The 24,811-nt window shown below is 66.4% G+C and carries 20 protein-coding genes; 4 read left to right on the top strand and 16 right to left on the bottom strand.

The features are described from left to right. Positions 1-160 precede the first annotated feature (160 nt). The 4 genes from rpsO to ACUTAF_RS17265 all read left to right on the top strand — a co-directional run bounded on the left by rpsO (position 161) and on the right by ACUTAF_RS17265 (position 3,623). Positions 161-430 (top strand): 30S ribosomal protein S15, encoded by a 270-nt coding sequence (gene rpsO / locus ACUTAF_RS17280; protein ID WP_003240577.1) that lies wholly within the window; start codon positions 161-163, stop codon positions 428-430. Between the two features lie 171 nt (positions 431-601). After that, complete coding sequence (gene pnp / locus ACUTAF_RS17275) at positions 602-2,710, top strand: polyribonucleotide nucleotidyltransferase (RefSeq protein WP_445581119.1); 2,109 nt, start codon at positions 602-604, stop codon at positions 2,708-2,710. Between the two features lie 292 nt (positions 2,711-3,002). Next, entirely contained in the window at positions 3,003-3,371 is a 369-nt protein-coding gene (locus ACUTAF_RS17270; RefSeq protein ID WP_445581118.1) for a BON domain-containing protein, read from the top strand. Between the two features lie 54 nt (positions 3,372-3,425). Continuing rightward, entirely contained in the window at positions 3,426-3,623 is a 198-nt protein-coding gene (locus ACUTAF_RS17265) for a CsbD family protein (protein ID WP_445581117.1), read from the top strand. Positions 3,624-3,765: 142 nt separating this feature from the next. Here ACUTAF_RS17265 and ACUTAF_RS17260 read toward each other — a convergent pair whose 3' ends face one another. From ACUTAF_RS17260 to gluQRS, 16 genes are all read right to left on the bottom strand, one after another. Further along, complete coding sequence (locus ACUTAF_RS17260) at positions 3,766-4,068, bottom strand: DUF2845 domain-containing protein (protein WP_445581116.1); 303 nt, start codon at positions 4,066-4,068, stop codon at positions 3,766-3,768. Positions 4,069-4,083: 15 nt separating this feature from the next. Further along, the gene (locus tag ACUTAF_RS17255; protein ID WP_445581115.1) at positions 4,084-4,386 is read right to left on the bottom strand and encodes a DUF2845 domain-containing protein; all 303 of its coding nucleotides are present in this window, start codon (positions 4,384-4,386) and stop codon (positions 4,084-4,086) included. A gap of 5 nt (positions 4,387-4,391) precedes the next feature. Further along, positions 4,392-7,268: a DUF748 domain-containing protein gene (locus ACUTAF_RS17250; RefSeq protein WP_445581114.1), complete on the bottom strand. Its 2,877-nt coding sequence runs from the start codon at positions 7,266-7,268 to the stop codon at positions 4,392-4,394. A gap of 104 nt (positions 7,269-7,372) precedes the next feature. Beyond that, complete coding sequence (locus ACUTAF_RS17245; protein ID WP_445581113.1) at positions 7,373-8,389, bottom strand: class I SAM-dependent rRNA methyltransferase; 1,017 nt, start codon at positions 8,387-8,389, stop codon at positions 7,373-7,375. A 146-nt stretch (positions 8,390-8,535) separates the two neighbouring features. Then, complete coding sequence (locus tag ACUTAF_RS17240) at positions 8,536-9,714, bottom strand: acetyl-CoA C-acetyltransferase (RefSeq protein ID WP_445581112.1); 1,179 nt, start codon at positions 9,712-9,714, stop codon at positions 8,536-8,538. 84 nt (positions 9,715-9,798) lie between these two features. After that, complete coding sequence (locus ACUTAF_RS17235) at positions 9,799-10,665, bottom strand: oxygenase MpaB family protein (protein ID WP_445581111.1); 867 nt, start codon at positions 10,663-10,665, stop codon at positions 9,799-9,801. Positions 10,666-10,734: 69 nt separating this feature from the next. Next, a complete protein-coding gene (gene acs / locus ACUTAF_RS17230; protein ID WP_445581110.1) occupies positions 10,735-12,672 on the bottom strand; it encodes an acetate--CoA ligase in 1,938 nt (645 codons plus the stop codon). A gap of 134 nt (positions 12,673-12,806) precedes the next feature. Further along, positions 12,807-14,471 (bottom strand): glucose-6-phosphate isomerase, encoded by a 1,665-nt coding sequence (pgi, locus tag ACUTAF_RS17225; RefSeq protein WP_445581109.1) that lies wholly within the window; start codon positions 14,469-14,471, stop codon positions 12,807-12,809. A gap of 79 nt (positions 14,472-14,550) precedes the next feature. Next, on the bottom strand, positions 14,551-15,405 hold the full coding sequence (panC, locus tag ACUTAF_RS17220) for a pantoate--beta-alanine ligase (RefSeq protein ID WP_445581108.1): 855 nt from the start codon (positions 15,403-15,405) through the stop codon (positions 14,551-14,553). Beyond that, entirely contained in the window at positions 15,402-16,202 is an 801-nt protein-coding gene (panB, locus tag ACUTAF_RS17215) for a 3-methyl-2-oxobutanoate hydroxymethyltransferase (protein WP_445581107.1), read from the bottom strand. Before panB ends, panC begins: the two co-directional genes overlap by 4 nt. Positions 16,203-16,563: 361 nt before the next feature. Next, the gene (folK, locus tag ACUTAF_RS17210; protein ID WP_445581106.1) at positions 16,564-17,052 is read right to left on the bottom strand and encodes a 2-amino-4-hydroxy-6-hydroxymethyldihydropteridine diphosphokinase; all 489 of its coding nucleotides are present in this window, start codon (positions 17,050-17,052) and stop codon (positions 16,564-16,566) included. After that, a complete protein-coding gene (locus ACUTAF_RS17205; protein ID WP_445581105.1) occupies positions 17,049-18,446 on the bottom strand; it encodes a polynucleotide adenylyltransferase PcnB in 1,398 nt (465 codons plus the stop codon). Before ACUTAF_RS17205 ends, folK begins: the two co-directional genes overlap by 4 nt. A 690-nt stretch (positions 18,447-19,136) precedes the next feature. Further along, complete coding sequence (locus ACUTAF_RS17200; protein ID WP_445581104.1) at positions 19,137-20,567, bottom strand: sigma-54-dependent transcriptional regulator; 1,431 nt, start codon at positions 20,565-20,567, stop codon at positions 19,137-19,139. 61 nt (positions 20,568-20,628) lie between these two features. After that, positions 20,629-23,583 (bottom strand): sensor histidine kinase, encoded by a 2,955-nt coding sequence (locus tag ACUTAF_RS17195; protein ID WP_445581103.1) that lies wholly within the window; start codon positions 23,581-23,583, stop codon positions 20,629-20,631. Beyond that, positions 23,567-23,743, bottom strand: coding sequence for a hypothetical protein (locus tag ACUTAF_RS17190; protein WP_003244646.1), 177 nt, complete (start codon positions 23,741-23,743; stop codon positions 23,567-23,569). Before ACUTAF_RS17190 ends, ACUTAF_RS17195 begins: the two co-directional genes overlap by 17 nt. A 171-nt stretch (positions 23,744-23,914) precedes the next feature. After that, on the bottom strand, positions 23,915-24,802 hold the full coding sequence (gene gluQRS, locus ACUTAF_RS17185; protein ID WP_445581102.1) for a tRNA glutamyl-Q(34) synthetase GluQRS: 888 nt from the start codon (positions 24,800-24,802) through the stop codon (positions 23,915-23,917). Positions 24,803-24,811 lie beyond the last annotated feature (9 nt).

The raw sequence follows: 24,811 nt of genomic DNA, 5'->3' as shown, positions 1-24,811 counted from the left end.
TCGGCCAAGATGGCCGAAAGCCCGATGCTGAGGATATCGGCAGCGGGTACTGCGAGGGTGGCTGTCAGTAGGCACGGTCATGCCTCTTTTTTAAAACACGGGAAGCGATTCCCGGCCTATTGAGACTGCTTCGGCAGTTTCCTGATGAGAGGAAGCCAACATGGCACTCAGCGTTGAAGAAAAAGCCCAGATCGTTAACGAGTACAAGCAAGCTGAAGGCGACACCGGTAGCCCGGAAGTGCAGGTAGCCCTGCTGACCGCCAACATCAACAAGCTGCAAGGCCACTTCAAGGCCAACGGCAAGGACCACCACAGCCGTCGTGGTCTGATCCGCATGGTTAACCAGCGTCGTAAGCTGCTGGACTACCTGAAGGGCAAGGACACCACTCGTTACAGCGCCCTGATCGGTCGCCTGGGCCTGCGTCGTTAATAGACGCGAGCTGCACAAGTTGGAAGCTGGGAGTTCGCAGCGGCAAGTCGGGGTTTGACCCCGGCCTGCGGCTGCGGGCTTCCAGCTTTTGGCTTTTCGAAGGATGCATCGGGTCCGACTCCCATGCCGTCTTCAGATTTCCCCCAAGGCAACAAAGAGAAGGAAAACACCGTGAACCCGGTAATCAAGCAATTCAAGTTCGGTCAGTCGACCGTGACCCTCGAGACTGGCCGCATCGCCCGTCAGGCCAGCGGCGCCGTGCTGGTGACCGTCGACAACGACGTCACCGTGCTGGTCACCGTGGTCGGCGCCAAGACCGCCGATCCGAGCAAGGGCTTCTTCCCGCTGTCCGTGCACTACCAGGAGAAGACCTACGCTGCCGGCAAGATTCCTGGCGGCTTCTTCAAGCGTGAAGGCCGTCCGAGCGAGAAGGAAACCCTGACCTCGCGCCTGATCGACCGCCCGATCCGCCCGCTGTTCCCCGAAGGCTTCATGAACGAAGTGCAGGTCGTCTGCACCGTCGTTTCCACCAGCAAGAAGACCGATCCGGACGTCGCCGCGATGATCGGTACCTCGGCTGCCCTGGCCGTTTCCGGCATTCCGTTCAACGGCCCGATCGGCGCCGCGCGCGTGGCCTTCCACCCGGACACCGGCTACCTGCTGAATCCGAACTACGAGCAGCTCAAGGCCTCCAGCCTGGACATGGTCGTCGCCGGTACCGAAACCGCGGTGCTGATGGTTGAATCGGAAGCCCAGGAGCTGACCGAGGACCAGATGCTCGGTGCCGTGCTGTTCGCCCACCAGGAATTCCAGGCCGTGATCCAGGCCGTCAAGGAATTCGCCGCCGAAGCCGGCAAGCCGGCCTGGAACTGGCAGGCCCCGGCCGCCAACACCCCGCTGCTGGACGCCATCCGCAGCCAGTTCGGCGAGGCCATCAGCCAGGCCTACACCATCACCATCAAACAGCAGCGCTACAACCGCCTGGACGAGCTGCGTGACCAGGTCGTCGCCGCCCTGGCCGGCGAAGGCGAAGGCAAGTTCGCCGCCGACGAGGTCAAGGCCGCTTTCGGCGAGATCGAATACCGCACCGTGCGCGAGAACATCGTCAACGGCAAGCCGCGTATCGACGGCCGCGACACCCGCACCGTGCGTCCGCTGAAGATCGAAGTCGGCGTGCTGGACAAGACCCACGGCTCGGCGCTGTTCACCCGTGGCGAAACCCAGGCGCTGGTCGTCGCCACCCTCGGCACCGCGCGCGACGCGCAGCTGCTGGACACCCTGGAAGGCGAGAAGAAAGACCCCTTCATGCTGCACTACAACTTCCCGCCGTTCTCGGTCGGTGAGTGTGGCCGCATGGGCGGTGCCGGTCGCCGCGAAATCGGTCACGGCCGCTTGGCCCGTCGTGGCGTCGCCGCCATGCTGCCGAGCGCTGACGAGTTCCCCTACACCATCCGCGTGGTCTCGGAAATCACCGAATCCAACGGTTCTTCCTCCATGGCTTCGGTCTGCGGCGCTTCCCTGGCGCTGATGGACGCCGGCGTGCCGATGAAGGCACCGGTAGCCGGTATCGCCATGGGCCTGGTGCTGGAAGGTGACAAGTTCGCCGTGCTGACCGACATCCTCGGCGACGAAGACCACCTGGGCGACATGGACTTCAAGGTGGCCGGTACCGCCAAGGGCGTCACCGCGCTGCAGATGGACATCAAGATCCAGGGCATCACCGAAGAGATCATGGAGCAGGCGCTGGAGCAGGCGCTGGAAGCGCGCCTGAACATCCTCGGCCAGATGAACCAGGTCATCGCCCAGTCGCGCAGCGAGCTGTCGGCCAACGCCCCGACCATGCTGGCGATGAAGATCGACCAGGACAAGATCCGCGACGTGATCGGCAAGGGCGGCGCCACCATCCGCGCCATCTGCGAAGAGACCAAGGCCTCGATCGACATCGAAGACGACGGCTCGATCAAGATCTTCGGCGAGACCAAGGACGCGGCCGAGGCGGCCAAGCAGCGCGTGCTGGCCATCACCGCCGAAGCCGAGATCGGCAAGATCTACGTCGGCAAGGTCGAGCGCATCGTCGACTTCGGCGCCTTCGTCAACATCCTGCCGGGCAAGGACGGTCTGGTGCACATCTCCATGCTGAGCGATCAGCGCGTGGAGAAGGTCACCGACGTACTGAAGGAAGGCCAGGAAGTGAAGGTACTGGTACTGGACGTGGACAACCGCGGCCGTATCAAGCTGTCGATCAAGGACGTCGCCGCCGCAGAGGCTTCCGGCGTCTAACGACCAGTCGACCGCTGCAAGAACGAGCCCCGCACCCGCGGGGCTTTTCTTTTTCCGGCGAAAACCTTCGCCGCCTGGCGGGAGCGGCCGTCAGCATCATGCAATTTGCCCGGAGCCTCGGCCCCTGATTCGGCGAAATGCAAGGTAAAGTCCTCCGGCGTTTATCTTTAACTTATTGAAAGATAAAGGATTATTCAGAGATCTGGAGCTGGCACAGGCCTTGCGAAGTTATTGTTGAACCTGCAGCCCGGAGGCGGCTTGCAGATTGTCTGGAACGTACAGGAGTCGAACCATGAAACAGCCAATCAACCGTTTCGCCATTGCCACCCTGAGTGCCGCTGCGCTGGGTCTGTCCCTCGCTTCGTCGGCATTCGCCCAGTCGCTCGATGCCGCGCAACCAACCATGCTGGCCGCCAACGACACCGTGGACAAGGCCGAACAGGCGGTATCCGACACCTGGATCACCAGCAAGGTCAAATCCAGTTTCATCGCCGACCAGGGCTTGAGTGGTATGGATATCGAGGTGGAGACCAACCAGGGTGTCGTCTCGCTGTCCGGCGTGGTGGCCAGCGAAGCCGAGCGCGAGCTGGCGATCACCAAGGCCCAGGAGATCGAGGGCGTGAAGTCGGTCGCCGCCGATGGGCTCAAAACCGCCGACTGATGACCGTCCGGGCCGGGGCATGCCCCGGCCGTCCCTCGCCAGCGGAGAATCCTCATGAACGACGACATCATCAAGGGCCAATGGAAGCAGCTCAGCGGCCGCATCAAGGAGCGGTGGGGCAACCTGACCGATGACGACCTGGACGTCGCCGAAGGCCACGCCGAATACCTGACCGGGAAGCTGCAGGAGCGTTATGGTTGGTCCAAGGAAAGGGCCCAGCAGGAGCTACGCGATTTCAGCGAGTCGCTCTAGCCATCGGCACCCGGCCCGCGGTCTTGCGCAGCACGCAACGAGCCTGCGTGACAGTACGGCCAAAGGCCGCCGCTCTGGCCGATGCCCGATGGGTGTCGGCCGCGCTACCAGGCCCCGTCGGACTATCCGGCGGGGCTTTCCTTCAGCTGCCACGCTTGCTGCGTATCTCGGTCAGGCGGCCGCCCTCGAAGCGCAGGAAGTGGTACATGCCGTTAGTCGGTCCGTAGATCCATTCCTCGACCTGCACTTCATGGCGATAGCCATAATCGTCGAGCACCTCCTTGTAGCCGAGGAAGTCGCGGCTGGCGGGCTCGCCGCATTTGCTCTGCACCTCGCTGGCCGGAGCGGTCTTGCTGACCAGGGCGCTGCCGCAGCGATAGGTGGACGATGCCTCGGCGAGCAGCGGCAGGCATAGCAGCAGGGGCAGGGCGGTCACTGTGCGCACGAGAGCGTCTCCGTTTCAGCGTTCGCGACGACGTTCGATGGCGACCAGGCGGTTGCCCTCGAAACGCAGGATACTGAGCATGCCATTGCTCGGCCCGTAGACCCATTCCTCGATCAGGTACTCGCGGCGGTCGTAGGAGCCCAGGGTGTAGCCGATGGGATCGCGGTGCAGTGGCGCGCCGCATTTACGCTCGACCTCGAAGGGACGGTCGCCGAGGCTGACCAGCTGGCTACCGCAGCGCAGGGTGTCGGCCGGTACGGGCGCGCTGGCCAGGGCGGTCAGTAGCGCGCAAAGAGCGGAGCGAGGACTGGGGCGCATGGGGATTACTCGCTATCGAGATGCAGCGGCGAAAACACGCGACCGTCGGCCTCGGGCTCCCCCAGGTTGACGTCGATCAGGTAGACACGTTCGTCGGGCAGGCCGCCCTCGTCGACCAGATAGTCCTTGATCGCCGCGGCGCGCTGCTGGGCCAGTTGACGCAGGAGCAGCTTGCTCTGCGCCCAGGAGTCGAGCACGGCCTGGCGCATACGTTGATGACGCTGCTCGTCGTCGAGTTCGGCCCATTCGGCCGGCGGCTGCTGCTTGAGGCGGGCGCGGTAGATGCCTTCGAGGAGGATCGCCTGATCGTCCTCGTCCACCACCAGCTCGTCGGCGCTGGCCGGTACCTTGTCGCCGCGGCGCTGCAGCATCCTGTACCAGATCTCGCGGAATTCGCGTTGCAGGCGCTGCTCGGCCAGCAGCGGGCCGTCGGCGCGCTGGGCGCTCTGGCCCTCCACTTCCAGGCGCAGTGCCGGGCGCTCCTGCAGGGCCTTGGCCAGGGTGTCGAGGGCCTGGCGCGCGTCGTCGCTCAGGGCGTGCGAGCCGGCGTCGAACGGCACGGTGCTGAGGTCGACGTCGCTGCCGCCGGCGACCAGGCCGGCGACGAACTTGAACGGCGCCTGCGCCGCGCGCAGCACCAGGTTGCGCAGGGTCTGCCAGACGATGGGCATGACGCTGAACTCGGGGTTGTTGAGGTCGCCCTTGACCGGCAGCTCGATGGCGATCTTGCCCTCGGGGTCCTTGAGCAGGGCTACCGCCAGACGGATCGGCAGGTCGACGGCGTCGGGGCTGTCGACCTTCTCGCCCAGCTGCAGGTTCTCCACCAGCACCTTGTTCTCGGCGTTGAGCTGGCCCTGCTCGATGCGGTAGTGCAGGTCGAGGTTGAGCCGGCCCTTGCGGATGCGGTAGCCGGCGAACTTGCCGGAGTAGGGGGTGATGGTGGTCAGTTCGACGTTGTTGAAGCTGGTGGCGATGTCCAGGCTGTTGAGCGGGTCGAAGGGGGTGAGCTTGCCCTTGACGCTGACCGGCGCGTAGCGGTCAACCTTGCCCTGGATATCGACGCTGGCGGCCTGCGGACTCTGGTTGTCGAGGGTGCCGATGCGGCCGTTCAACTGCTGGATGGCGGTGGCGAAATTCGGGGTCAGGCTGAAATCGGCGAAGTTGGCCGAACCGTCGGTGATCGTCACGCCGCCGATGCGCACCGCCAGCGGTTTGCCGGCCGCCTGCTCGGTGTTCGTCTCGGCGGGTTGGGCGACGATCAGTTCGCTGAGATTGGTGGTCAGGTCCTCGTTGATCACCACGCGCGCATAGGGTTGATCCAGCTCCACCCGTTCGATGGCCAGGCGTTCGCCGTGGCGATAGTCGAGCCCATCCACGCGCACCTGGTGCCAGCGCAGGAAGTCTCGCTCGCGCAGGGTGTCGAGGGTGTGCAGCTGGTCGAGCCTGGCGTTACCGGTCACCTGGAGTGCCAGTGGTTCGGTCCCGCTGAGTTGCACCTCCAGTTCGCTGGCAAGCAGGCCGCTGCGCAGTTCCAGGCGGATAAACGGGCTGAGATAGGCCTGAGCCAGGCGCAGGTCGATGTCCTGGGTGGCGACCTTGAGCTGGGCGCTGGTGGGTTGCAGCTGCACCTGGCCGGATGCCTGCAGCTTGCCCTGCTTACCCAGGGCGGTGTCCAGCTTGAGGCCGAAGGGCTTGTCGCCGAGGCTGTCGAAGTCGTTCAGCTCGAGGTTCAGCGGGCCGACTTCCAGCGCCACTTGCTGCTCCGGTACGCGATCCAGCAGATGCGCCTGGTAGTCGCGCAACTGCACATCGCGCAGCAGCACCTGCCAGGGTTTGCTCGCCTCCTCGGCCGACGCCGGCTCGCTGGCTGCCGTCGGTTTGCCGGCAAACAGCTTCTGCCAGTCCAGCTCGCCGTCGGCCTCGCGTGCGGCCCAGGCTTCCAGACCCTGGCTGCGTACCTGACCGACCACCACCTGCTGCTTGGCCAGGTCCAGGCTGGTGTCTGCGACGTCGAGCCGCTGCAGGCGCAGCAGCGGCTTGCCCTCGGGGCTGTCGATGGCGAAGGGGGCCAGCTGGATGGTGAGCTGGCTCAGTTGCAGCTCGGTGCCGTCGGAAAGATCGAGGCGGTAGTTGCTGCTGAAATCGATCTGGCCTTCCTGCAATGCCAGCGGCAGCGCATCGCGCACATAGGGCCAGATGGCACGCAGGCGTCCGTCGCTGAGCTTGAGGCTGCCGCTGGAGGTCAACGGCGCGAAGCCTATGCGGCCCTGCCAGTCGATGCGGCCGCCATGGGGGCCGGTGGCGGTCAGGGTCATTTCGGCATTGTCGCCGGGCAGGGTGCTGAGGTTGTGCAGCTCCAGGCTGAGCGAGTCGTAGGCGAACTCCACCGGCTCGCTGGGACGCAGGTCCTGGAAATGCAGGGCATTGCCGTTCAGGCGAATGCGTTCGATACGCAGCGGGAAGGGGTCGCCCGGACTTTGTTCCGCGCTCTGCGGCGGGGCATCCGGCAGCTTGAACAGCTGGCTCAGGTTGAGCGTGCCGTCCTCGGCGAACAGTACCCGGGTATGGGCGCCTTCCAGCTCCACCTCCGCCAGATGCAGGACGCCGCCCCACAGGCTGTCGAGCTGCAGATTGGCGTACAGGCGCTGGAAGCTCAACTGCTCCTGGCCGGTCTCGCCGATGCGCAGGCCCCACAGGCTGAGTTCCAGGCTGAAGGGGTTGAGCTGCAGGCGGTGCAGCGAGGCCGGCAGCGTGGCGTACTGCGCCAGCTGCTGGTTGGCGATGCGCAGGGCGACGCCCGGCAGGATCAAGAAGCCGATCAGGCTGTAGAGAAAGAGGGCGATCAACAGGGCGCTCAGCGCGCGCTTCAGTCCTTTGGGCATGGCGGGGCGTCATCTATCCAGACGAAGAGATGCCTTGGAGTATGGCACGCTGGTTCGGTTCCGGGCGTGCGCCGCGCCGCGCATTTTTCTCCGCAGCGGGCGGCTCAGAGGCGCAGGATCAGGGTTTTCAGCGGGGGCTTGCCGTCGTGCGAGGGGAAGTCGGCGGCCGGTGTCAGCACCTGGCAGTCGCGTACCGGACGGCCGAGCTTGTCCGCGCAGCGCAGCACCTGCTCGCGCCACTCGGCCAGCTCCACTTTCGCCAGGTTGTTGCAGCACACCAGCGTGCCGTCCTCGGCGGTGGCCAGCAGTGCCGGCTTGAGCAGGCTCTGGTAGTCGCGCAGCAGATCGACGGTGCCGAAGGCACTCTTGGCCCAGGCCGGCGGGTCGAGAAATACCAGATCGAACTGACGCGATTCCAGGCGCGGGTAGTGCGGCAGTTTCTGGCCGCGGCGGCTGCTGATCGGCAGACCGGCCAGCTGGCGGATCGCCGGAAAGTAGTCGGACTGGATGAAGCGCATGCTCGGCAGCGCCGGGTTGAGCGCGGCGTTTTCCCGGCCTACCGCCAGGTTGCCCTCGGCGAAATCCAGATTGATCACCTCCGTCGCGCCGCCGGCTGCCGCGCACAGGCCGACGCCGCAGGTGTAGGCGAACAGGTTGAGCACCGACTTGCCGGCGCTGTTGGCCTTGATCCAGCCGCGAGCGTTGCGCAGGTCGAGAAACAGCAGCGGATCCTGCCCGGCATGGCGGCCGCGCACGCGGTAGTTCAGGCCCCACTCGTGGCCGACCAGATCCACCAGCGCCGCTTGTTCGGCCTGGAACAGCGTCGGGTCGCGGTCGATGCGTGAATTGCGCTGCGAGCGATCGTTGTAGACCAGCAGCAGGGCGTGGCCGAGATGGGCTTCCACGCTGCTGGCGATGGCTTGCAGGTCGCCGGGTGGCAGTGGCTGATGGAAGCTCTGCACCAGCAACTGGGGGCCATAGCGGTCGACGGTCAGGCCCGGCGCTCCTTCCTGGCTGCCATGGAACAGGCGGTAGCAGTCGGTGCCCTGGGTGTGCAGTTCGCTGAGAAGGTGTTCGCGAGCGGCGAGGGCGGCGCGCAGCGCCTGATCGAGAGAGGACATGCGCGGCGTCTCGGAATGGGAGGGCGCGCAGTTTACCAAGAAAGAAGACCTGATTACGGCGGGGCCTGGCCGTAGGGTGGATGTCGCTTCTTACATCCACCGCAGCGGTGGATCGGTGAAGCGCGATCCACCCTGGGCGATCGTCGTCAGCGCTCGATGGCCAGCGCCACGCCCTGGCCGCCGCCGATGCACAGGGTAGCCAGGCCCTTCCTGGCGTCGCGCCTGATCATCTCGTGCAGCAGGCTGACCAGCACACGGCAGCCCGAGGCGCCGATGGGGTGGCCGAGGGCGATGGCGCCGCCGTTGACGTTGACCTTGGCCGCGTCCCAGCCCAGCTCCTGGCCGACCGCCAGGGCCTGGGCGGCGAAGGCCTCGTTGGCTTCGATCAGGTCCAGCTCGGCGAGGCTCCAGCCGGCTTTCTCCAGGCAGCGGCGGGTGGCCGAGACCGGGGCGATGCCCATGATCGCCGGGTCGACGCCGGCATTGGCGTAGGCTGCGATCCTGGCCAGCACCGGCAGGCCCAGCGCTTGCGCCTTGGCCGCGCTCATCAGCAGCACCGCGGCGGCGCCGTCGTTAAGGCTGGAGGCGTTGCCGGCGGTGACGCTGCCGTCCTTCTTGAACGCGGCTTTAAGCTTGCCCAGCGACTCGGCCGTGGTACCGGCGCGCGGCTGCTCGTCGCGGGCGAAGGCCAGCGGCTCGCCCTTGCGCTGCGGGATCATCACCGGAACGATCTCGCTGTCGAAGCGGCCGGCCTCGATGGCGGCGCAGGCCTTCAACTGCGAGGCGGCGGCGAAGTTGTCCTGGGCTTCGCGGCTGATGCCGTACTTCTCCACCAGATTCTCCGCCGTGATGCCCATATGGTAGTCATTGAAGGCATCCCACAGGCCGTCGACGATCATGCTGTCGAGCAGCTGCGCGTGGCCCATGCGCAGGCCGGTGCGGGCCTTGGGCAGCACGTAGGGCGCCAGGCTCATGTTCTCCATGCCGCCGGCGATCACCACCTCGGCGTCGCCGCAGCGAATGGCCTGGGCGGCCAGGTGCAGGGCCTTGAGGCCCGAACCGCAGACCTTGTTCAGGGTCATGGCCGGCACCGCATGCGGCAGGCCGGCGCGGATGGCGGCCTGGCGCGCCGGGTTCTGCCCGCTGCCTGCGGTCAGCACCTGGCCGAGGATGACTTCATCGACCTGGGCGGCGTCGAGGCCGGTCTGCTCGAGCAGGCGCTTGATCACGATGGCGCCGAGCTCGGGGGCGGGAATCTCGGCCAGGCTGCCCTGGAAGCTGCCGATGGCGGTGCGGGTGGCGGCGACTATGACGACGTCTTGCATATGCAGGTCCTCGATTCGGCTCAGACAGTGACCGGAAAGACGCTGATGGTCGCATGGCTGGCTGTGACCGGCCAGCCACGCCTTCTAAGGCGCCAGGCGGCGGTGCGCGCGCTGCGCGGCGCTGTTGCGCACCGCCCAGCGCAACAGGCTGGCAGTGCGCTGCACGCCGGTGCGGATCAGCGGCCGACGCCAGGCGGGCTGGTGTTCGCCGAGCAGGTCGCTGGCCCAGTCCGGCAGCAGGTCGACGCCGGCCTGCAGCATCAGCTTGCCGAACGGCTTGGCCAACAAACTCGGCATCGGCGCGGCATACAGCAGCCGCACCACTTCGCGGGTGCGCTCATCGCAGAGCAACTGAGGACGCATGCATTGGAGGTAGTCGGCCACCGCCTGAGACGACTTGGGTACCGCCTGCGCGCCGAGTCGCTCGGCGATCAGTGCCACTTCGCGGTAATAGCGATCCTGCTCGCTGACCGACAGCTGCGGGGCGACGTAGCGCAGGTAGCCGGCGAGAAACTGGCTGACTTCGGAGACATGCACCCAGGTCAGCAGTTCGGGATCGCTGGCCGCGTAGGGGCGACCGTCCGGCGCGTTGCCGACCACCTGCAGGTGGATGCGGCGCACCTTGTCGATCAGTTGTTCGGCATCGCGCACGCCGCCATAGGTGGTGCCGGCGATGAACAGGCTGGTGCGACGCAGGCGGCCGAGCATGTCCTGGCGGAAGCTGGAGTGATCCCAGACGCCGGCCAGTGCCAGCGGGTGAAGCATCTGCAACAGCAGGGCGGAGATGCCGCCGACCATCATCGCGGTGAAGTCGGCGTGCACTTCCCAGACCATCGACTGCGGGCCGAATAGGCCGGCGTCACCGCGCGGCTGGTCGAGGTCGAGCACACCCAGCGAGGCGCCGGTGAGGCTGTGCACCTGTTTTTCGATCTGGCGACGTAGGTTTTCCATGGCGCGCAGTGTCGGCGCTTGGACGAGGCAAGACAAGATATGCCCGGCCCTTGCGGGCCGGGTCGAGGCTCAGCGGTTGAGGCGCTGTTCGATCAGGCTGTCGACTACGCTAGGGTCGGCCAGGGTCGAGGTATCGCCCATGTTGTCCAGCTCGCTGCAGGCGATCTTGCGCAGGATGCGCCGCATGATCTTGCCCGAGCGGGTCTTCGGCAGGCCCGGCGCCCACTGCATCAGCTCCGGTTTGGCGAAGCTGCCGATCTCCTTGCCGACCATGGCCAGCAGTTCCTTCTTCAGCTCGTCGCTGGGCTCGCTGCCGTTCATCAGGGTGACGTAGGCGTAGATGCCCTGGCCCTTCACATCGTGCGGATAGCCGACCACCGCCGCCTCGGCCACCGCATCGTGCAGCACCAGCGCGCTTTCCACTTCGGCGGTGCCGATGCGGTGGCCGGAGACGTTGATCACGTCGTCGACGCGGCCGGTGATCCAGTAGTAGCCGTCCTCGTCGCGGCGCGCGCCGTCGCCAGTGAAGTAGTAACCGGGGTAGGGTTTGAAGTAGGTGTCGATCATGCGCTGGTGGTCGCCGTAGACACTGCGGATCTGGCTCGGCCAGCTGGCCTTGATCGCCAGCACGCCGGCGCCCGGCCCCTCGATCTCCTTGCCCTGCTCGTCGAGCAGCACCGGTTGCACGCCGAAGAAGGGGCGGGTGGCCGAGCCCGGCTTGAGGTCGGTGGCGCCGGGCAGCGGGGTGATCAGGATGGAGCCGGTTTCGGTCTGCCACCAGGTATCGACTATGGGGCAGCGCATGTCGCCGACCATGTGGAAATACCATTCCCAGGCTTCCGGGTTGATCGGCTCGCCCACCGTGCCGAGCAGGCGCAGGCTGCTGCGCGAGGTCGCCTTGACCGGGCCTTCGCCTTCACGCATCAAGGCGCGCAGGGCGGTGGGGGCGGTGTAGAAGATGTTCACCCGGTGCTTGTCGATCACCTGCCAGAAGCGCGAGGCGTCCGGGTAGTTGGGCACGCCCTCGAACATCAGGGTGGTGGCGGCATTGGCCAGCGGGCCGTAGACGATGTAGCTGTGCCCTGTGACCCAGCCGACATCGGCGGTGCACCAGTAGATGTCGCCCTCGTGGTAGTCGAACACGTACTTGTGGGTCATCGCCGCGCCGAGCAGGTAGCCGCCGGTGGTATGCAGCACGCCTTTCGGTTTACCCGTCGAGCCCGAGGTGTAGAGGATAAACAGCGGATCCTCGGCGTCCATCGGCTCGGCCGGGCAGTCGGCGCTGGCCTCCTTGAGCGCCTCGTGGTACCAGATATCGCGGCCGGGGGTCCAGGCGATCTCGCCCTGGGTACGCTCGACCACCACCACGGTGGAGACGTCCGGGCAGCTCTGCAGCGCCTTGTCGACGTTGGCCTTCAGCGGGATGTACTTGCCGCCGCGCACGCCCTCGTCGGCGGTGATCACCGTGCGGCAGTCGGCATCGAGGATGCGGTCGCGCAGGGCGTCCGGGGAGAAGCCGCCGAACACCACCGAGTGCACCGCGCCGATGCGCGCGCAGGCCAGCATGGCGTAGGCCGCCTCGGGGATCATCGGCATGTAGATGCACACCCGATCGCCTTTCTTCACGCCGCGGTCTTTGAGCACGTTGGCCAGGCGGCTGACATGGTGGTGCAGCTTGTTGTAGGTGATGTGCGCCGATTCGGCCGGGTTGTCGCCTTCCCAGATGATGGCGATCTGCTCGCCGCGTTTCTCCAGGTGGCGGTCGATGCAGTTATGGGCGACGTTGAGCTGACCGCCCTTGAACCATTCGGCGTGACCCTGCCCGAGGTCGCTGGCATGCACCCGGTCCCAGGGCTGGAACCAGTCGAGGAAGGCCCTGGCCTGCTCGGCCCAGAAGATCTCGGGCTGCTCGACGGACTGGCGGTACAGGCGCAGGTAGGCGTCGTTGTCCAGATGCGCGCGCTGGCGCACGGCGTCGGGCACGGGGTGGCGAGTGATCTCGAACATGGCGGGGTCCTTGTAGTTGTTTGTCCGCGACAGCCACAAGGGTGCCCCCAAGCGGGGGACGGTTCAACCCCGCGATCTGCTGGCGCGCCGTCACGGAGGCGCGCGCCCGAGCCGGTTGCCAGCGATCGTGCGGCTCAGCCGCGATGATGTTCGCGGAAATGCTCGATCAGACCCTGGGTCGAGGCGTCGGCGGCGGCGCTGCCGACCTGGCCGGTCAGGCGCTGGTAGACCTCCTTGCCCATCTCCTTGCCCAGCTCCACGCCCCACTGGTCGAAGGCGTTGATGCCCCAGATCGCGCTCTGCACGAACACCTTGTGCTCGTACAGCGCCACCAGCGCGCCGAGGTTGAACGGGGCGATGCGGTCGAGCACCAGGATATTGCTCGGCCGATTACCGGGAATCTCCTTGTGCGGGGCTAGGCGCTGCACCTCGGCCTCGTCCAGGCCCTTGGCGCGCAGCTCGGCCTCGGCCTCGGCGCGGCTCTTGCCCTGCATCAGCGCCTGGGCCTGCGACAGGCAGTTGGCGAACAGCCACTGGTGATGATCGGACAGCGGGTTGTAGCTGTTGACCGGGACGATGAAGTCCGCCGGCACCAGCAGGCGGCCCTGGTGCAGCAGCTGGTGGTAGGCGTGTTGGCCGTTGCAGCCGACGCCGCCCCAGATGACCGGGCCGGTGGCGATGTCCAGGGCGCTGCCGTCCTGGCGCACGCTCTTGCCGTTGGACTCCATGTCCAGCTGCTGTAGGTGCTTGGTGAAGTTACGCAGATAGTGGTCGTAGGGCAGGATCGCATGGCTCTGCGCGCCCCAGAAATTGGTGTACCAGATGCCCAGCAGGGCCATCAGCACCGGCATGTTCTCCGCCAGCGGCGCCTGGGTGAAGTGCTGGTCCATGGCGTAGGCGCCGGCCAGCAGTTCCTTGAAGTTGGACACGCCGATGGCCAGGGCGATCGGCAGGCCGATCGCCGACCACAGCGAGTAGCGGCCGCCGACCCAGTCCCACATGGGGAAGATGTTCTGTTCGCCGATGCCGAACTCGATGGCCGCCTTGCGGTTGCTGGTCACCGCGATGAAATGGCGGTGCAGCTCGGCCTCCGGGCCGCCCATGGCCAGGTACCAGTCGCGCGCGGCGAGGGTGTTCTTCAGCGTCTCCAGGGTGCCGAAGGACTTGCTGGAGACGATGAACAGGGTGGTTTCCGGGTTGAGCCGGGCGGTCAGCTCGCGGAACTCGCTGCCATCGATATTGGCCAGATAGTGGCAGCGCACGCCACGCTGGGTGAAGGGGCGCAGCGCCTCGGAGACCAGTTGCGGGCCGAGGAAGGAGCCGCCGATGCCGATGTTGACCACCTCGGTGATCGGCTTCTCGCTATAGCCGCGCCACAGGCCGCTGTGGATGCGGCTGACCAGCTCGGTCATCTGGTTCAGCACGCGGTGCACGTCGGGGATGATGTCCGCGCCGTCCACCAGCAGGCGCCGACCGATCGGGCTGCGCAGGGCGGTGTGCAGCGCCGCGCGGCCTTCCGAGGCGTTGACCCGTTCGCCATTGTACAGGGCGTCGATGGCGCCTTGCAGGCCGGCCTGCTCGGCCAGCTGGATCAGCAGCTCGAGGCTGCGCTCATCGATCAGGTTCTTCGAATAGTCCAGCAGCAGGCCGCAGCTGTTCAGCGAGAAGCGCTGGAAGCGCCGGGCGTCGCTGGCGAAGGCGTCGCGCATGCTGAACCCGGCCATCTCGGCGCGGTGTTGCTGCAGGGCTTGCCAGGCGGGCAGGTGGGTGACGTCGTGCGGCTGCTGGTAGTAGACCATCGGGACTCCTGATCCGGAAAAACGAAAGGCCCGGAATTATCCGGGCCTTTCGAGTGTAAGCGCCAGTGTTCCGATGCGCCTAGGCTGGCACTTCGACCAGCAGATTGTCGATCAGCCGGGTACTGCCCAGGTGGGCGGCGGTGAGCACCACCAGGTGGCGGTCGTCGATCAACGCCGGACGCAGATTGATGGCATTGCGGATTTCCAGGTAGTCCGGGGCGAAGCCGGCGGTGCGCTGCTGCGACTGGCCGGCTTCGATCAGCCGCTGATAATCGCGGGCGCCGCGTTGCAGCTCGCTGGCGATGCCTTGCAGGCTGCGATACAGCGCCGGGGCGGCGGCGCGCTGCTCGGCGCTGAGGTAGCCGTTGCGCGAGGACAACGCCAGGCCATCCTCGGCACGCTGGGTCGGCGCGCCGACGATCTGGATCGGCATGTTCAGGTCCTGCACCAGGGCGCGAATCACCGCCAGTTGCTGGTAGTCCTTCTCACCGAATACGGCCAGATCCGGCTGCACCATGTTGAACAGCTTGGTCACCACCGTGGCCACGCCCTCGAAGTGGCCGGGGCGGCTGGCACCGCACAGCCCTTCGGACACGCCGGGGACTGACACCCGGGTCTGATCGCCCATGCCGTGCGGGTACATCTCGGCCACGTCCGGGTGGAACAGCAGGTGGCAGCCGGCGGCCAGCAGCTTCTCCTGGTCGGCGGCGAGGGTGCGTGGGTATTTGTCCAGGTCCTCGCCCGCACCGAACTGCAGCGGATTGACGAAGATGCTGGCGACCACGAAGTCGGCGCGCTGGGCTGCGGTCGCCACGAGAAAGGCGTGGCCGGCGTGCAGGTTGCCCATGGTCGGCACGAAACCGATCTGCTTGCCCTCGGCGCGGGCCTGGGCGACGGCGGCGCGCAGTTCGCGCAGGGTCTTGACCGTGTTCATGCGGAGAAACCGTGTTCGGCAGCGGGGAAGCTGCCGTCCTTGACCGCCTGGACGTAGGCGGCGAGGGCGTCCTGGATGCTGCCCTGGCCCTCCATGAAGTTGCGCACGAACTTCGGCGTGCGGCCTGACAGCGACAGGCCGAGCATGTCGTGCTGCACCAGCACCTGGCCGTCGGTGGCACCGCCGGCGCCAATGCCGATCACCGGGATCTTCACCGCCTGGGTGATCTCGGCGGCCAGTTCGCTGGGCACGCATTCGAGCAGCAGCATGGCGGCGCCGGCCTGTTCCAGGGCCATGGCGTCGGCACGCATCTGCCGCGCCTGGGCTTCCTGGCGGCCCTGCACCTTGTAGCCGCCGAGGATGTTCACCGCCTGCGGGGTCAGGCCCAAATGAGCGCAGACCGGCACGCCGCGCTCGGCCAGCAGGCGGATCGGCTCGGCCAGCCAGCCGGCACCCTCCAGCTTGACCATGTGCGCGCCGGCCTGCATCAGCCGGGCGCTGTTGGCCAGGGCCTGCTCGCTGGTGGCGTAGGCCATGAATGGCAGGTCGGTGAGGATCAGGGCTCCCTGGTTGCCGCGCTTGACGCAGGCGGTGTGGTAGGCCATTTCCTCGATGCTGACCGGCAGGGTGCTGTCGTGACCCTGCAGGACCATGCCCAGGGAGTCGCCGACCAGCAGCACGTCGACGCCGGCCTGGCAGGCCGCCTGGGCGAAGGTGGCGTCGTAGCAGGTCAGCATGGCGATCTTTTCACCGCTGTGCTTGAGACTCTGCAGAGTGGTCAGGGTAACGTCAGGCATTTCAAGGGTCCTCGCTCAGGCTCGGTATACGGCTTCTAACCGGCAGCAATCCGGCCTGGATTGGCATTAGGGTGCGCCCGACGGCGGGCGACGGGACGCCTATAGTCCCGATGGGGCGGCATGAAGTCAATTGCAGGTGTTACCTGCCTGTTACTGGCGTTACCGCCAATGCCGGCGACAGGAGGCGAGGCTAGAACCGGCGCGGGCTGGGGCGGGTAGCAGGAGGTGCGATCGCCCGCCTGGAACTGGCGGGCAAGCGTTGCAGATCGCCTTCGGGTTGCGACGCTCGGCCTGTAGCACGGACATGTCTCAGCCATGTCCAGTCCTACGACTGGCTGCAGGCTTGAGGGCGGCTACTCGGCTACTCGGCCAGGCGCTCCAGGCCGCTGAAGGGGCAGGCGGCGAGCAGCTCGCTCAGGCGGCTGCCGTCGGGCAGCTGCACCTCGGGCGCGAGCTCGGCCAGCGGATAGAGCACGAAGGGGCGGGCATGCATGTGGTAGTGCGGCACCTTGAGGCGCTCGTCGTCGATCAGTCGATCGCCGAACAGCAGGATGTCCAGGTCCAGGGTGCGCGGGCCCCAGCGTTCGGCCTTGCGCACACGGCCCTGCTCCTGTTCGATGCGCTGCAGGGCGTCGAGCAGCGTCCAGGGCTGCAGCGCCGTCTCCAGCGCCGCCACGGCGTTGACGTAGCGCGGCTGGTCGGGCGGGCCGAGCGGGTCGCTGACATAGAAGGAGGAGTGGGCAAGCAGCCTGGTTTCCGGCAACTGGGCGATTGCGGCGAGGGCGTCGCGCAGTTGCTGCAGCGGCTCGGCCAGGTTGCTGCCGAGGCCTATGTAGACGCGTTCCATCATTCCGCGCTGCCGCCGCCATCGCCCCCGCGCTTGCGCCGTCCACCACTGCGTCGGCGTTTGCGCGGGCCGCTGCCGGCGGCCTCCGGCTTGCCGGCGAGGTCGCGGATCATTTGCCTGCGCTGGCTGTCACTGGCGTCCTGGTAGTCGGTCCACCAGTCGCCGAGGCCGCCGGTATCCTCGCCGGCCAGTTCGCGCAGCAGCAGGAAATCGTAGCCGGCGCGGAAGCGCGGGTTTTCCAGCAGCAGGTCGGCACGCTTGCCGCTGCGCCGCGGCAGGCGTTCCTGCATGTCCCAGATCTCGCGGATCGGAATGGTGAAGCGCTTGGGCACGGCGATGCGCTGGCACTGTTCGCTGATCAGCTGGTGGGCGGCTTCCTGCATCGCCGGGATCGGCGGCATGCCCTTGCCCTGCAGCTGCAGCACGCGCGCCGGCAACGCCGGCCAGAGCAGGGCGGCGAAGAGGAAGGCCGGGGTCACCGACTTGCCCTGGGCGACGCGCTCGTCGGTGTTGATCAGCGCTTCGCGGATCAGCTTTTCGGTGTACTCGCGGTTGCGTTCGAGCGCCTCGCCGCTGGCCGGGAACAGCTGGGCGAACAGGTCGTGCTCGAGCAGCAGATCGAAGGTGTACTCGGCGTAGCCGGCGAGCAGCAGCTTGAGCACCTCGTCGAACAGGCGCGCGGCGGGGATGTCGCGCAGCATCGGCGCCAGGCGGCGGATCGGCGCGGCGCTGTGCTTCTCGATGTCGAAGTCCAGCTTGGCGGCGAAGCGCACCGCTCGCAGCATGCGCACCGGGTCTTCGAGGTAGCGCTGCTCGGGGTCGCCGATCAGCCGTACCAGATGGTTGCGCACATCGTGCATGCCACGCGCGTAGTCGAGGATGTGCTCGTGGCTCGGATCGTAGTACAGCGCGTTGATGGTGAAGTCACGGCGCTGGGCATCGTCTTCCAGGCTGCCGTAGACGTTGTCACGCAGGATGCGCCCGCTTTCGTGGCGCGCAGCCAGATTGCTGTTTTCCTCGTCGTCGCCCTGCGGATGGTTGGCGCGGAAGGTGGCGACTTCGATGATCTCGCGGCCGAAGTGCACGTGGACCAGTTTGAAGCGCCGGCCGATCACCCGCGCGTTGCGAAACTCGGCACGTACCTGCTCGGGGGTGGCGCTGGTGGCCACGTCGAAATCCTTGGGGTCGATATCCAGCAGCAGGTCACGCACGCAACCGCCGACCAGGTACGCCTGGTAGCCGGCCTTCTGCAGGCGCTCGACCACGCTGATGGCATAACGGCTGATCTCGTTGCGATTGATCGGGTGTTGCCGGCTGCTCAGCACCTCGGGGGTGCTGCGCGGGCGCTGCGCGCGGCGCAGGGGCGAGCGGAAAGACTTGAACAGCTTCTTCAGCATGGGATGCACTGTGTGGAGAAGTGACCGGTCAGACGAAACGATGACCGCATGATTGCCGCGGATTCTAGCATCGTGTCGGGAGAAGGTGTGTAAGGCGGCAGGCGGGGATCCGGGAAGCGGAAGCTACTGGGGGAGCCTAAGCTCCCCCCCAAGTTGGTGCGTGCTTCGTTTTTATTGTTATTGAGGGCGTGTTGTTTTTGTTGTTCCGCCCTTCCCAAACGACCGTGGTCGGTTGGGTGCTCCCTGAAGGCGGGAGCCAATAGCAAACGGATTTCTTTGGACGCTGATGCTGCCATGACACTTGCGTGATCCAACCAGTACGGGGGCTGCCTCGGGGCAGTTTTATTGTTCTCGGCCTGGTCGTGGGGCGAACCCCAAGGGCAACTCCTCTCCAAAAGAATCAGTTAGCTGCGCCTCCATCTTGTTGTTCTTGTTGTTTTGGAGTCGTTACGTCTTGTTCTTATTGTGTGGGGCTTTGCTTGTTATTGTTGTTGTGCCAGAGATAAAGCAGATGCCGTGCCAGTTTTTGCGATTCCTTGTAAATCAAGGGTTTAGGCTCATGGTGGGGTGTTCGTGAGGGAGAAAAAGCCGGATTTTCGTTACCATTAGACCCGGCTTTGTTACGAGATATTGAATCGGTAACAACCTGTGGAACCTGTGCGCAGGTCGGTTGTCATCCTGGATGCGACGTCAAGGGCCACTGGTCACGCCGGACTTGCGCCGCGGGATGCCCAGGCGCTGGCGGCGCTCCCACAGGCACTTGCGGCTGATACCGAGCTTGCGCGCCAGTTCGGTCTCGGTCATGTGATCCTGGTGCTCGAGGACGAAGTGCTGGAAATAGTCCTCCAGCGACAGATCCTCGGTAGGCTCGTGGCTGGTATTGCCCGCTTGCCCCGCTGTCGCGGGCAGGCCGAAGTCCTCGTCCTCCAGGTCGTCCAGCTCGATATCGATGCCCAGCAGGTCGGCGGAGATTTCCGCGCCCTCGCAGAGGATCACCGCGCGCTCGATGGCGTTCTCCAGCTCGCGCACGTTGCCCGGCCAGGCGTAATGACGGATGGCCTGCTCGGCGTCCTGGGCGAAGCGCAGCGGTTCGCGGCCCATGCGTGCGCACTGGCGCAGCAGGAAGGCCTGGGCGATTTCGCTGACGTCGCTGCCGCGCTCGCGCAAAGCGGGCAGCTTGAGGGCGATGACATGCAGGCGGTAGTAGAGGTCTTCGCGGAACTGGCCGGTCTTGGCCAGGGTCTTGAGGTCACGGTGGGTGGCGGCGATCAGGCGCACGTCGACCTTCTGCGACTGCACCGAGCCGACCCGGCGAATCTCGCCTTCCTGCAGCACCCGTAGCAGGCGGGCCTGGGCTTCCAGCGGCAGTTCGCCGATCTCGTCGAGGAACAGGGTGCCGCCATCGGCCGCTTCGACCAGGCCGGCGCGCCCGGCGCTGGCGCCGGTGAAGGCGCCTTTCTCATGGCCGAACAGCTCGGATTCGATCAGGGTTTCCGGGATGGCCGCGCAGTTCACCGAGATCAGCGGTGCCTTGGCGCGTTTGGACAGATTGTGCAGGGCGCGGGCGACCAGTTCCTTGCCGGTGCCGGACTCGCCCTGCACCAGCACGTTGGAATCGGTGGGCGCGACCTTGCGGATCTTGCCGTAGAGCTCCTGCATGGCGGCGCAGGAGCCGATGATGCCGATCTCGCCGTTGGCGTTGTCGGCGACCTTCTCGGCGCCGCCGCGCGCAGCGGTGGCGCTTGCCGGCGGCGGTGCGTTCCGGGCTTCCTGGCGATCGCGCAGGATGCGCGCCACGGCCTGCAGCATCTCGTCGTGGTCGAAGGGCTTGGCGATATAGTCGACCGCGCCCATCTTCATCGAGTCCACGGCCGAGCGCAGGCTGGCGTAGCTGGTCATGATCAGCACCGGGGTGCCTTCGGCGAGCTTGATCAGTTCGGTACCGGGGGCGCCGGGCAGGCGCAGATCGCTGACGATCAGGTCGAAGCCGGGAATGCCGTAGCGTTCCTGGGCTTCCTGCACCGAGCCGGCCTCGCTGACCTGGTACTGGTTGCGTTCGAGCAGGCGGCGCAAGGCAGAGCGGATAATGGTTTCGTCTTCGACGATAAGAATGTGTGGCATCAATTCGGTCTCTCGACGGTCTCTGGAGCGCCGCCGGTCTGGCGGAGCCCACTGTCGCTGTTTACATCGCTACGGACGTCGCCTCGACATGCCGCGGTAGGGTGACCCGAATGCGAGTGCCGAGTTGGCGCTCGGGGTCGGCCGGGCTGTCGATTGTTATCTGTCCATAATGCTCTTCCACGATCGAATAGACCAGCGCGAGGCCCAGCCCGGTGCCTTCGCCAGGGTCCTTGGTGGTGAAGAAGGGCTCGAACAGGCGGTCGATGATCGCCTTGGGAATGCCGCTGCCTTCGTCTTCGACGATCAGGTCGACGGTGTGTTCGCTGGCCTCGCTGCGCACGCGGATCGCGCCACCGGGCGGCGAGGCGTCGCGGGCATTGGACAGCAGGTTGATCAGCACCTGGGCCAGGCGCTGCGGATCGCCCTCGGCCCAGTGCTTGGGATCGCACAGGTTGTAGAACTGGATATCGAAATTGCGCTTGTTCAGCGACAGCAGGCCGATGGCGTCCTGCGCCACGTCGGCCAGGCACACCGGCTCGTCGCTGCGCTGGTGGCTACCGGAGTGGGCGAAGCTCATCAGCGACTGGACGATGCGCGAGACGCGCTTGGTCTGCTCGAGAATCTGCCCGCTGATCTCGATCAGCTCGGCGTCGTTCTCGCGCTCCTCGCGCAGGTTCTGCGCCAGGCAGGCGATGCCGGTGATGGGGTTGCCGATCTCGTGGGCCACGCCGGCGGCCAGGCGGCCGATGCTGGCCAGGCGCTCGGAGTGCACCAGCTTGTCTTCCAGCAGCTGGGTCTCGGTCTGGTCCTCGACCAGCAGCACCAGACCGCTGTTGCCCGGCGCCAGCGGCTCGTCGATGGCCGCCTTGTGCAGGTTGAGCCAGCGGGTCTGGCCATCCAGGGCCAGATGCTGCTTGTGCAAGTGCTGATCGGGCAGCTCGATGAAGTTCTGCAGCAGGCTCTGCCAGGGCTCGGCGACGGCGCTCAGGCGCGAGCCGACGATGCGCTGGGCGGGGATTTCGGTGAGCTCCTCCATGGCCTTGTTCCACATCAGGATCTCCTGATCCTTGGCCAGCGAGCAGACGCCCATCGGCAGTTCCTGCAGGGTCTGGCGGTGGTAGCGGCGCAGCGCGTCGAGCTCGGCGGCCAGGCCGGTGAGGCGCGACTGGTAGTCCTCCAGTCGGCTCTCGATGAAATGGATGTCCTCGGTCACGTAGCCTTCGCTGCCGGACTTGTAGGGCAGGAAGGTCTCGACTATGTCCTGCGCCACGCTGGGACCCATCAGTCCGGAGAGATTGGCCTCGATGCGGTCGCGCAGGCGGCGCAGGGCGTAGGGGCGGCTCTCGTCGAACGGCAGGTGCAGATCGCGCAGCGCCTGTTCCACTTCGCGCTGGGCGGTCTTGGCGCCAAGCGGCTTGGCCAGCTGGGCGGCGAACTCCTGCGGCGACACCGCCACCAGTTCGCGCCGCTGCGGGCGGCGCACGTTATCCACCGCGCAGGCCTCGGCGGCGCTCTTCTCCTCCGGACTGGCCTCGGTGAACAGCGAGACCAGGGTGAACACCAGCACGTTGGCGGCCAGCGAGGCGATGGCCGCCAGGTGCCAGCTGGCGTCGTCGAGCACGTAGATGAGGTTGAACAGCGGCAGGTAGAAGCCTTCCAGGTTGCCCAGCAGCGGCAACAGCATGGTCAGCGCCCAGACGCCGATGCCGGCCAGCAGACCGGCGAGGAAGCCGCGGCGGTTGGCGGTCGGCCAGTACAGCACCGAGAGCACCCCGGGGAGGAACTGCAGGGTGGCGACGAAGGCGACGATGCCCAGGTTGGCCAGGTCCTGCTGGGCGCCGAGCAGCAGGTAGAAGCCGTAGCCGGCCATGATGATGAAGGCGATCAGCGCGCGCCGTGTCCATTTCAGCCAGCGGTAGATATTGCCCTCGGCCGGCGGCTGGTACAGCGGCAGCACCAGGTGATTCAGCGCCATGCCCGACAGCGCCAGGGTGCTGACGATGATAAGCCCGCTGGAGGCCGACAGGCCGCCGACATAGGCCAGCAGCGCCAGCGCCTCGCTGTTGACCGCGATGCCGAGTCCTAAGGTGAAGTACTCCGGGTTGGTGGTGGCGCCGAGCTTGAGTCCGGCCCAGAGGATCAGCGGCACCGCCAGGCTCATCAGCAGCAAAAACAGCGGCAGGCCCCAGCTGGCGCTGACCATGGCGCGGGGGTTGAGGTTTTCGGTGAAGGTCATGTGGTACATGTGCGGCATGACGATGGCCGAGGCGAAGAACACCAGCAGCAGGGTGCGCCAGGGGCCTTCCTGCAGCGGCGTGTGCAGGGTCGACAGCGCCGCCTGGTTCTGCACCAGCCACAGCTCCAGTTCATGCGGGCCGCCGAATACCCGGTACAGCGCGTACCAGCCGATCACCCCGAGGGCGGTGAGCTTGACCAGCGACTCGAAGGCGATGGCGAACACCAGGCCCTCGTGCTTCTCGCGGGTGGCGATATGGCGGGCACCGAACAGGATTGTGAACAGGATGATCAGCCCGCAGTAGCTCAGCGCCACCTTCTCCTGCAGCGGCTCGCGGCTGAGTATGCCGATGGAGTCGGCTACCGCCTGGATCTGCAGGGCCAGCAGCGGCAGCACGCCGATCAGCATGAACAGGGTGGTCAGCACCCCGGCCCAGGTGCTGCGAAAGCGGAAGGCGAACAGGTCGGCCAGTGACGACAGCTGATAGGTGCGGGTGATGCGCAGGATCGGATAGAGCAGCACCGGCGCCAGCAGAAAGGCGCCGGACACCCCCAGGTAGCTGGCGAGGAAGCCGTAGCCGTACTGGTAGGCCAGGCCCACCGTGCCGTAGAAGGCCCAGGCACTGGCATAGACGCCCAGCGACAGGGTGTAGGTCAGCGGGTGGCGGATGATCCAGCGCGGGATCAGGCCGTGCTCGCTGACCCAGGCGACGCCGAACAGGATCAACAGGTAGCCGGCGCTGATCAGGATCAGCTCGCTCAGGCTAAAGCTCGTCAGCATCGCGTTGGCTCTGAAGAATGAAGGTGACGACGATCAGGATCAGCCACAGCAGATAGGGCCGGTACCAGGCGCCGTTGGGGTCGATCCACCAGTCCATGATGGCCGGGGAGAACAGATAGATCCCCACCACTAGGATCAGAACCAGTCGGTAGATATACATGTGGCATCTCGTCGAACGATGCCGCGATGGTAAAGGAAGCGGCAAGCTTCAAGCCACAGGCATGTAGGGTGCGCCGCGCGCACCAATTCCATGCGCTAGCGAACCTAGCCCGGACGCAGTCCGGGGCTGTGGTGCGCACAGCCTAGGCGTCCCCCGCGACACTCCACGCCGTCAGTGCAGCTGCGCCTCGGCCAGGGTAAGGCTGCGCGGGATGCGCGAGGCGTCCCAGTTGGCGATACCCCAGGCCAGCAGCTCGGCGGGCGCCGCGCCCTGCAGCTCGGCTGGCGGCTGCTGGCCCAGCGCGCGCAGCGCGCGCAGCAGCAGCGGACCGGCCTGATCGGCGGGCAGCGGCGGCGAGCGGTAGCTCTTGCCCAGCTTGTGGCCGTCCGGCTGGACAAGCAAAGGTACGTGCAGATAGCGCGGCTGCGGCAATCCGAGCAACTCCTGCAGGTGGAGCTGGCGCGGGGTGGAATCGAGCAGGTCGGCGCCGCGCACGACATCGGTCACGCCCTGCCAGGCATCGTCGAGCACCACGGCGAGCTGGTAGGCGAACAGGCCGTCGCGGCGGCGGATCACGAAATCGCCCACTTCGCGCCCCAGGTGCTGACGGTACTCGCCCTGCACGCGATCGACGAAATGATATTCCAGCTCGGGTACGCGCAGGCGAATGGCCGCATCGACGTCAGGATGACCGGCATCGCGGCAGGTGCCGGGGTAGATGCCGCCATGGCCCTGGAGCTGCTTGCGGGTACAGATGCAGGCGTAGGCCAGGCCATTCGCGCGCAGGCGTTCGATGGTCGCCGCATAGGCCGCGTGGCGCTCGCTCTGGCGGACCAGTTCGCCGTCCCACTCGAAACCGTAGGTCTCCAGCGTGCGCAGGATGGCGTCCTGCGCGCCCGCTACCTCGCGAGGCGGGTCGAGGTCTTCCATGCGCAGCAGCCAGCGGCCGCCGACGGCGCGGGCGTCGAGATAGGAGGCGAGGGCGGCGACCAGCGAACCGAAGTGCAGATAGCCGCTGGGAGTGGGGGCGAAGCGCCCGATATAGGAGGAGTCGTTCATCGCTGGCGC

It is taken from the genome of Pseudomonas sp. SP16.1 (assembly GCF_052682975.1).
The sequence above is the reverse complement of the archived record's forward strand: the minus strand, read 5'-3'. Positions and strand labels throughout refer to the sequence as shown.

What these genes read in the sequence shown, in the direction of transcription:
- acs (WP_445581110.1), bottom strand. Translation starts at nt 12,672, where the DNA reads ATGTTCGAGATCACTCGCCACCCCGTGCCCGACGCCGTGCGCCAGCGC.
- ACUTAF_RS17250 (WP_445581114.1), bottom strand. Translation starts at nt 7,268, where the DNA reads ATGCCCAAAGGACTGAAGCGCGCGCTGAGCGCCCTGTTGATCGCCCTC.
- pgi (WP_445581109.1), bottom strand. Translation starts at nt 14,471, where the DNA reads ATGGTCTACTACCAGCAGCCGCACGACGTCACCCACCTGCCCGCCTGG.
- ACUTAF_RS17245 (WP_445581113.1), bottom strand. Translation starts at nt 8,389, where the DNA reads ATGTCCTCTCTCGATCAGGCGCTGCGCGCCGCCCTCGCCGCTCGCGAA.
- ACUTAF_RS17190 (WP_003244646.1), bottom strand. Translation starts at nt 23,743, where the DNA reads ATGTATATCTACCGACTGGTTCTGATCCTAGTGGTGGGGATCTATCTG.
- folK (WP_445581106.1), bottom strand. Translation starts at nt 17,052, where the DNA reads ATGATGGAACGCGTCTACATAGGCCTCGGCAGCAACCTGGCCGAGCCG.
- panC (WP_445581108.1), bottom strand. Translation starts at nt 15,405, where the DNA reads ATGAACACGGTCAAGACCCTGCGCGAACTGCGCGCCGCCGTCGCCCAG.
- ACUTAF_RS17200 (WP_445581104.1), bottom strand. Translation starts at nt 20,567, where the DNA reads ATGCCACACATTCTTATCGTCGAAGACGAAACCATTATCCGCTCTGCC.
- ACUTAF_RS17205 (WP_445581105.1), bottom strand. Translation starts at nt 18,446, where the DNA reads ATGCTGAAGAAGCTGTTCAAGTCTTTCCGCTCGCCCCTGCGCCGCGCG.
- ACUTAF_RS17265 (WP_445581117.1), top strand. Translation starts at nt 3,426, where the DNA reads ATGAACGACGACATCATCAAGGGCCAATGGAAGCAGCTCAGCGGCCGC.
- ACUTAF_RS17240 (WP_445581112.1), bottom strand. Translation starts at nt 9,714, where the DNA reads ATGCAAGACGTCGTCATAGTCGCCGCCACCCGCACCGCCATCGGCAGC.
- rpsO (WP_003240577.1), top strand. Translation starts at nt 161, where the DNA reads ATGGCACTCAGCGTTGAAGAAAAAGCCCAGATCGTTAACGAGTACAAG.
- ACUTAF_RS17235 (WP_445581111.1), bottom strand. Translation starts at nt 10,665, where the DNA reads ATGGAAAACCTACGTCGCCAGATCGAAAAACAGGTGCACAGCCTCACC.
- ACUTAF_RS17255 (WP_445581115.1), bottom strand. Translation starts at nt 4,386, where the DNA reads ATGCGCCCCAGTCCTCGCTCCGCTCTTTGCGCGCTACTGACCGCCCTG.
- ACUTAF_RS17270 (WP_445581118.1), top strand. Translation starts at nt 3,003, where the DNA reads ATGAAACAGCCAATCAACCGTTTCGCCATTGCCACCCTGAGTGCCGCT.
- gluQRS (WP_445581102.1), bottom strand. Translation starts at nt 24,802, where the DNA reads ATGAACGACTCCTCCTATATCGGGCGCTTCGCCCCCACTCCCAGCGGC.
- panB (WP_445581107.1), bottom strand. Translation starts at nt 16,202, where the DNA reads ATGCCTGACGTTACCCTGACCACTCTGCAGAGTCTCAAGCACAGCGGT.
- ACUTAF_RS17195 (WP_445581103.1), bottom strand. Translation starts at nt 23,583, where the DNA reads ATGCTGACGAGCTTTAGCCTGAGCGAGCTGATCCTGATCAGCGCCGGC.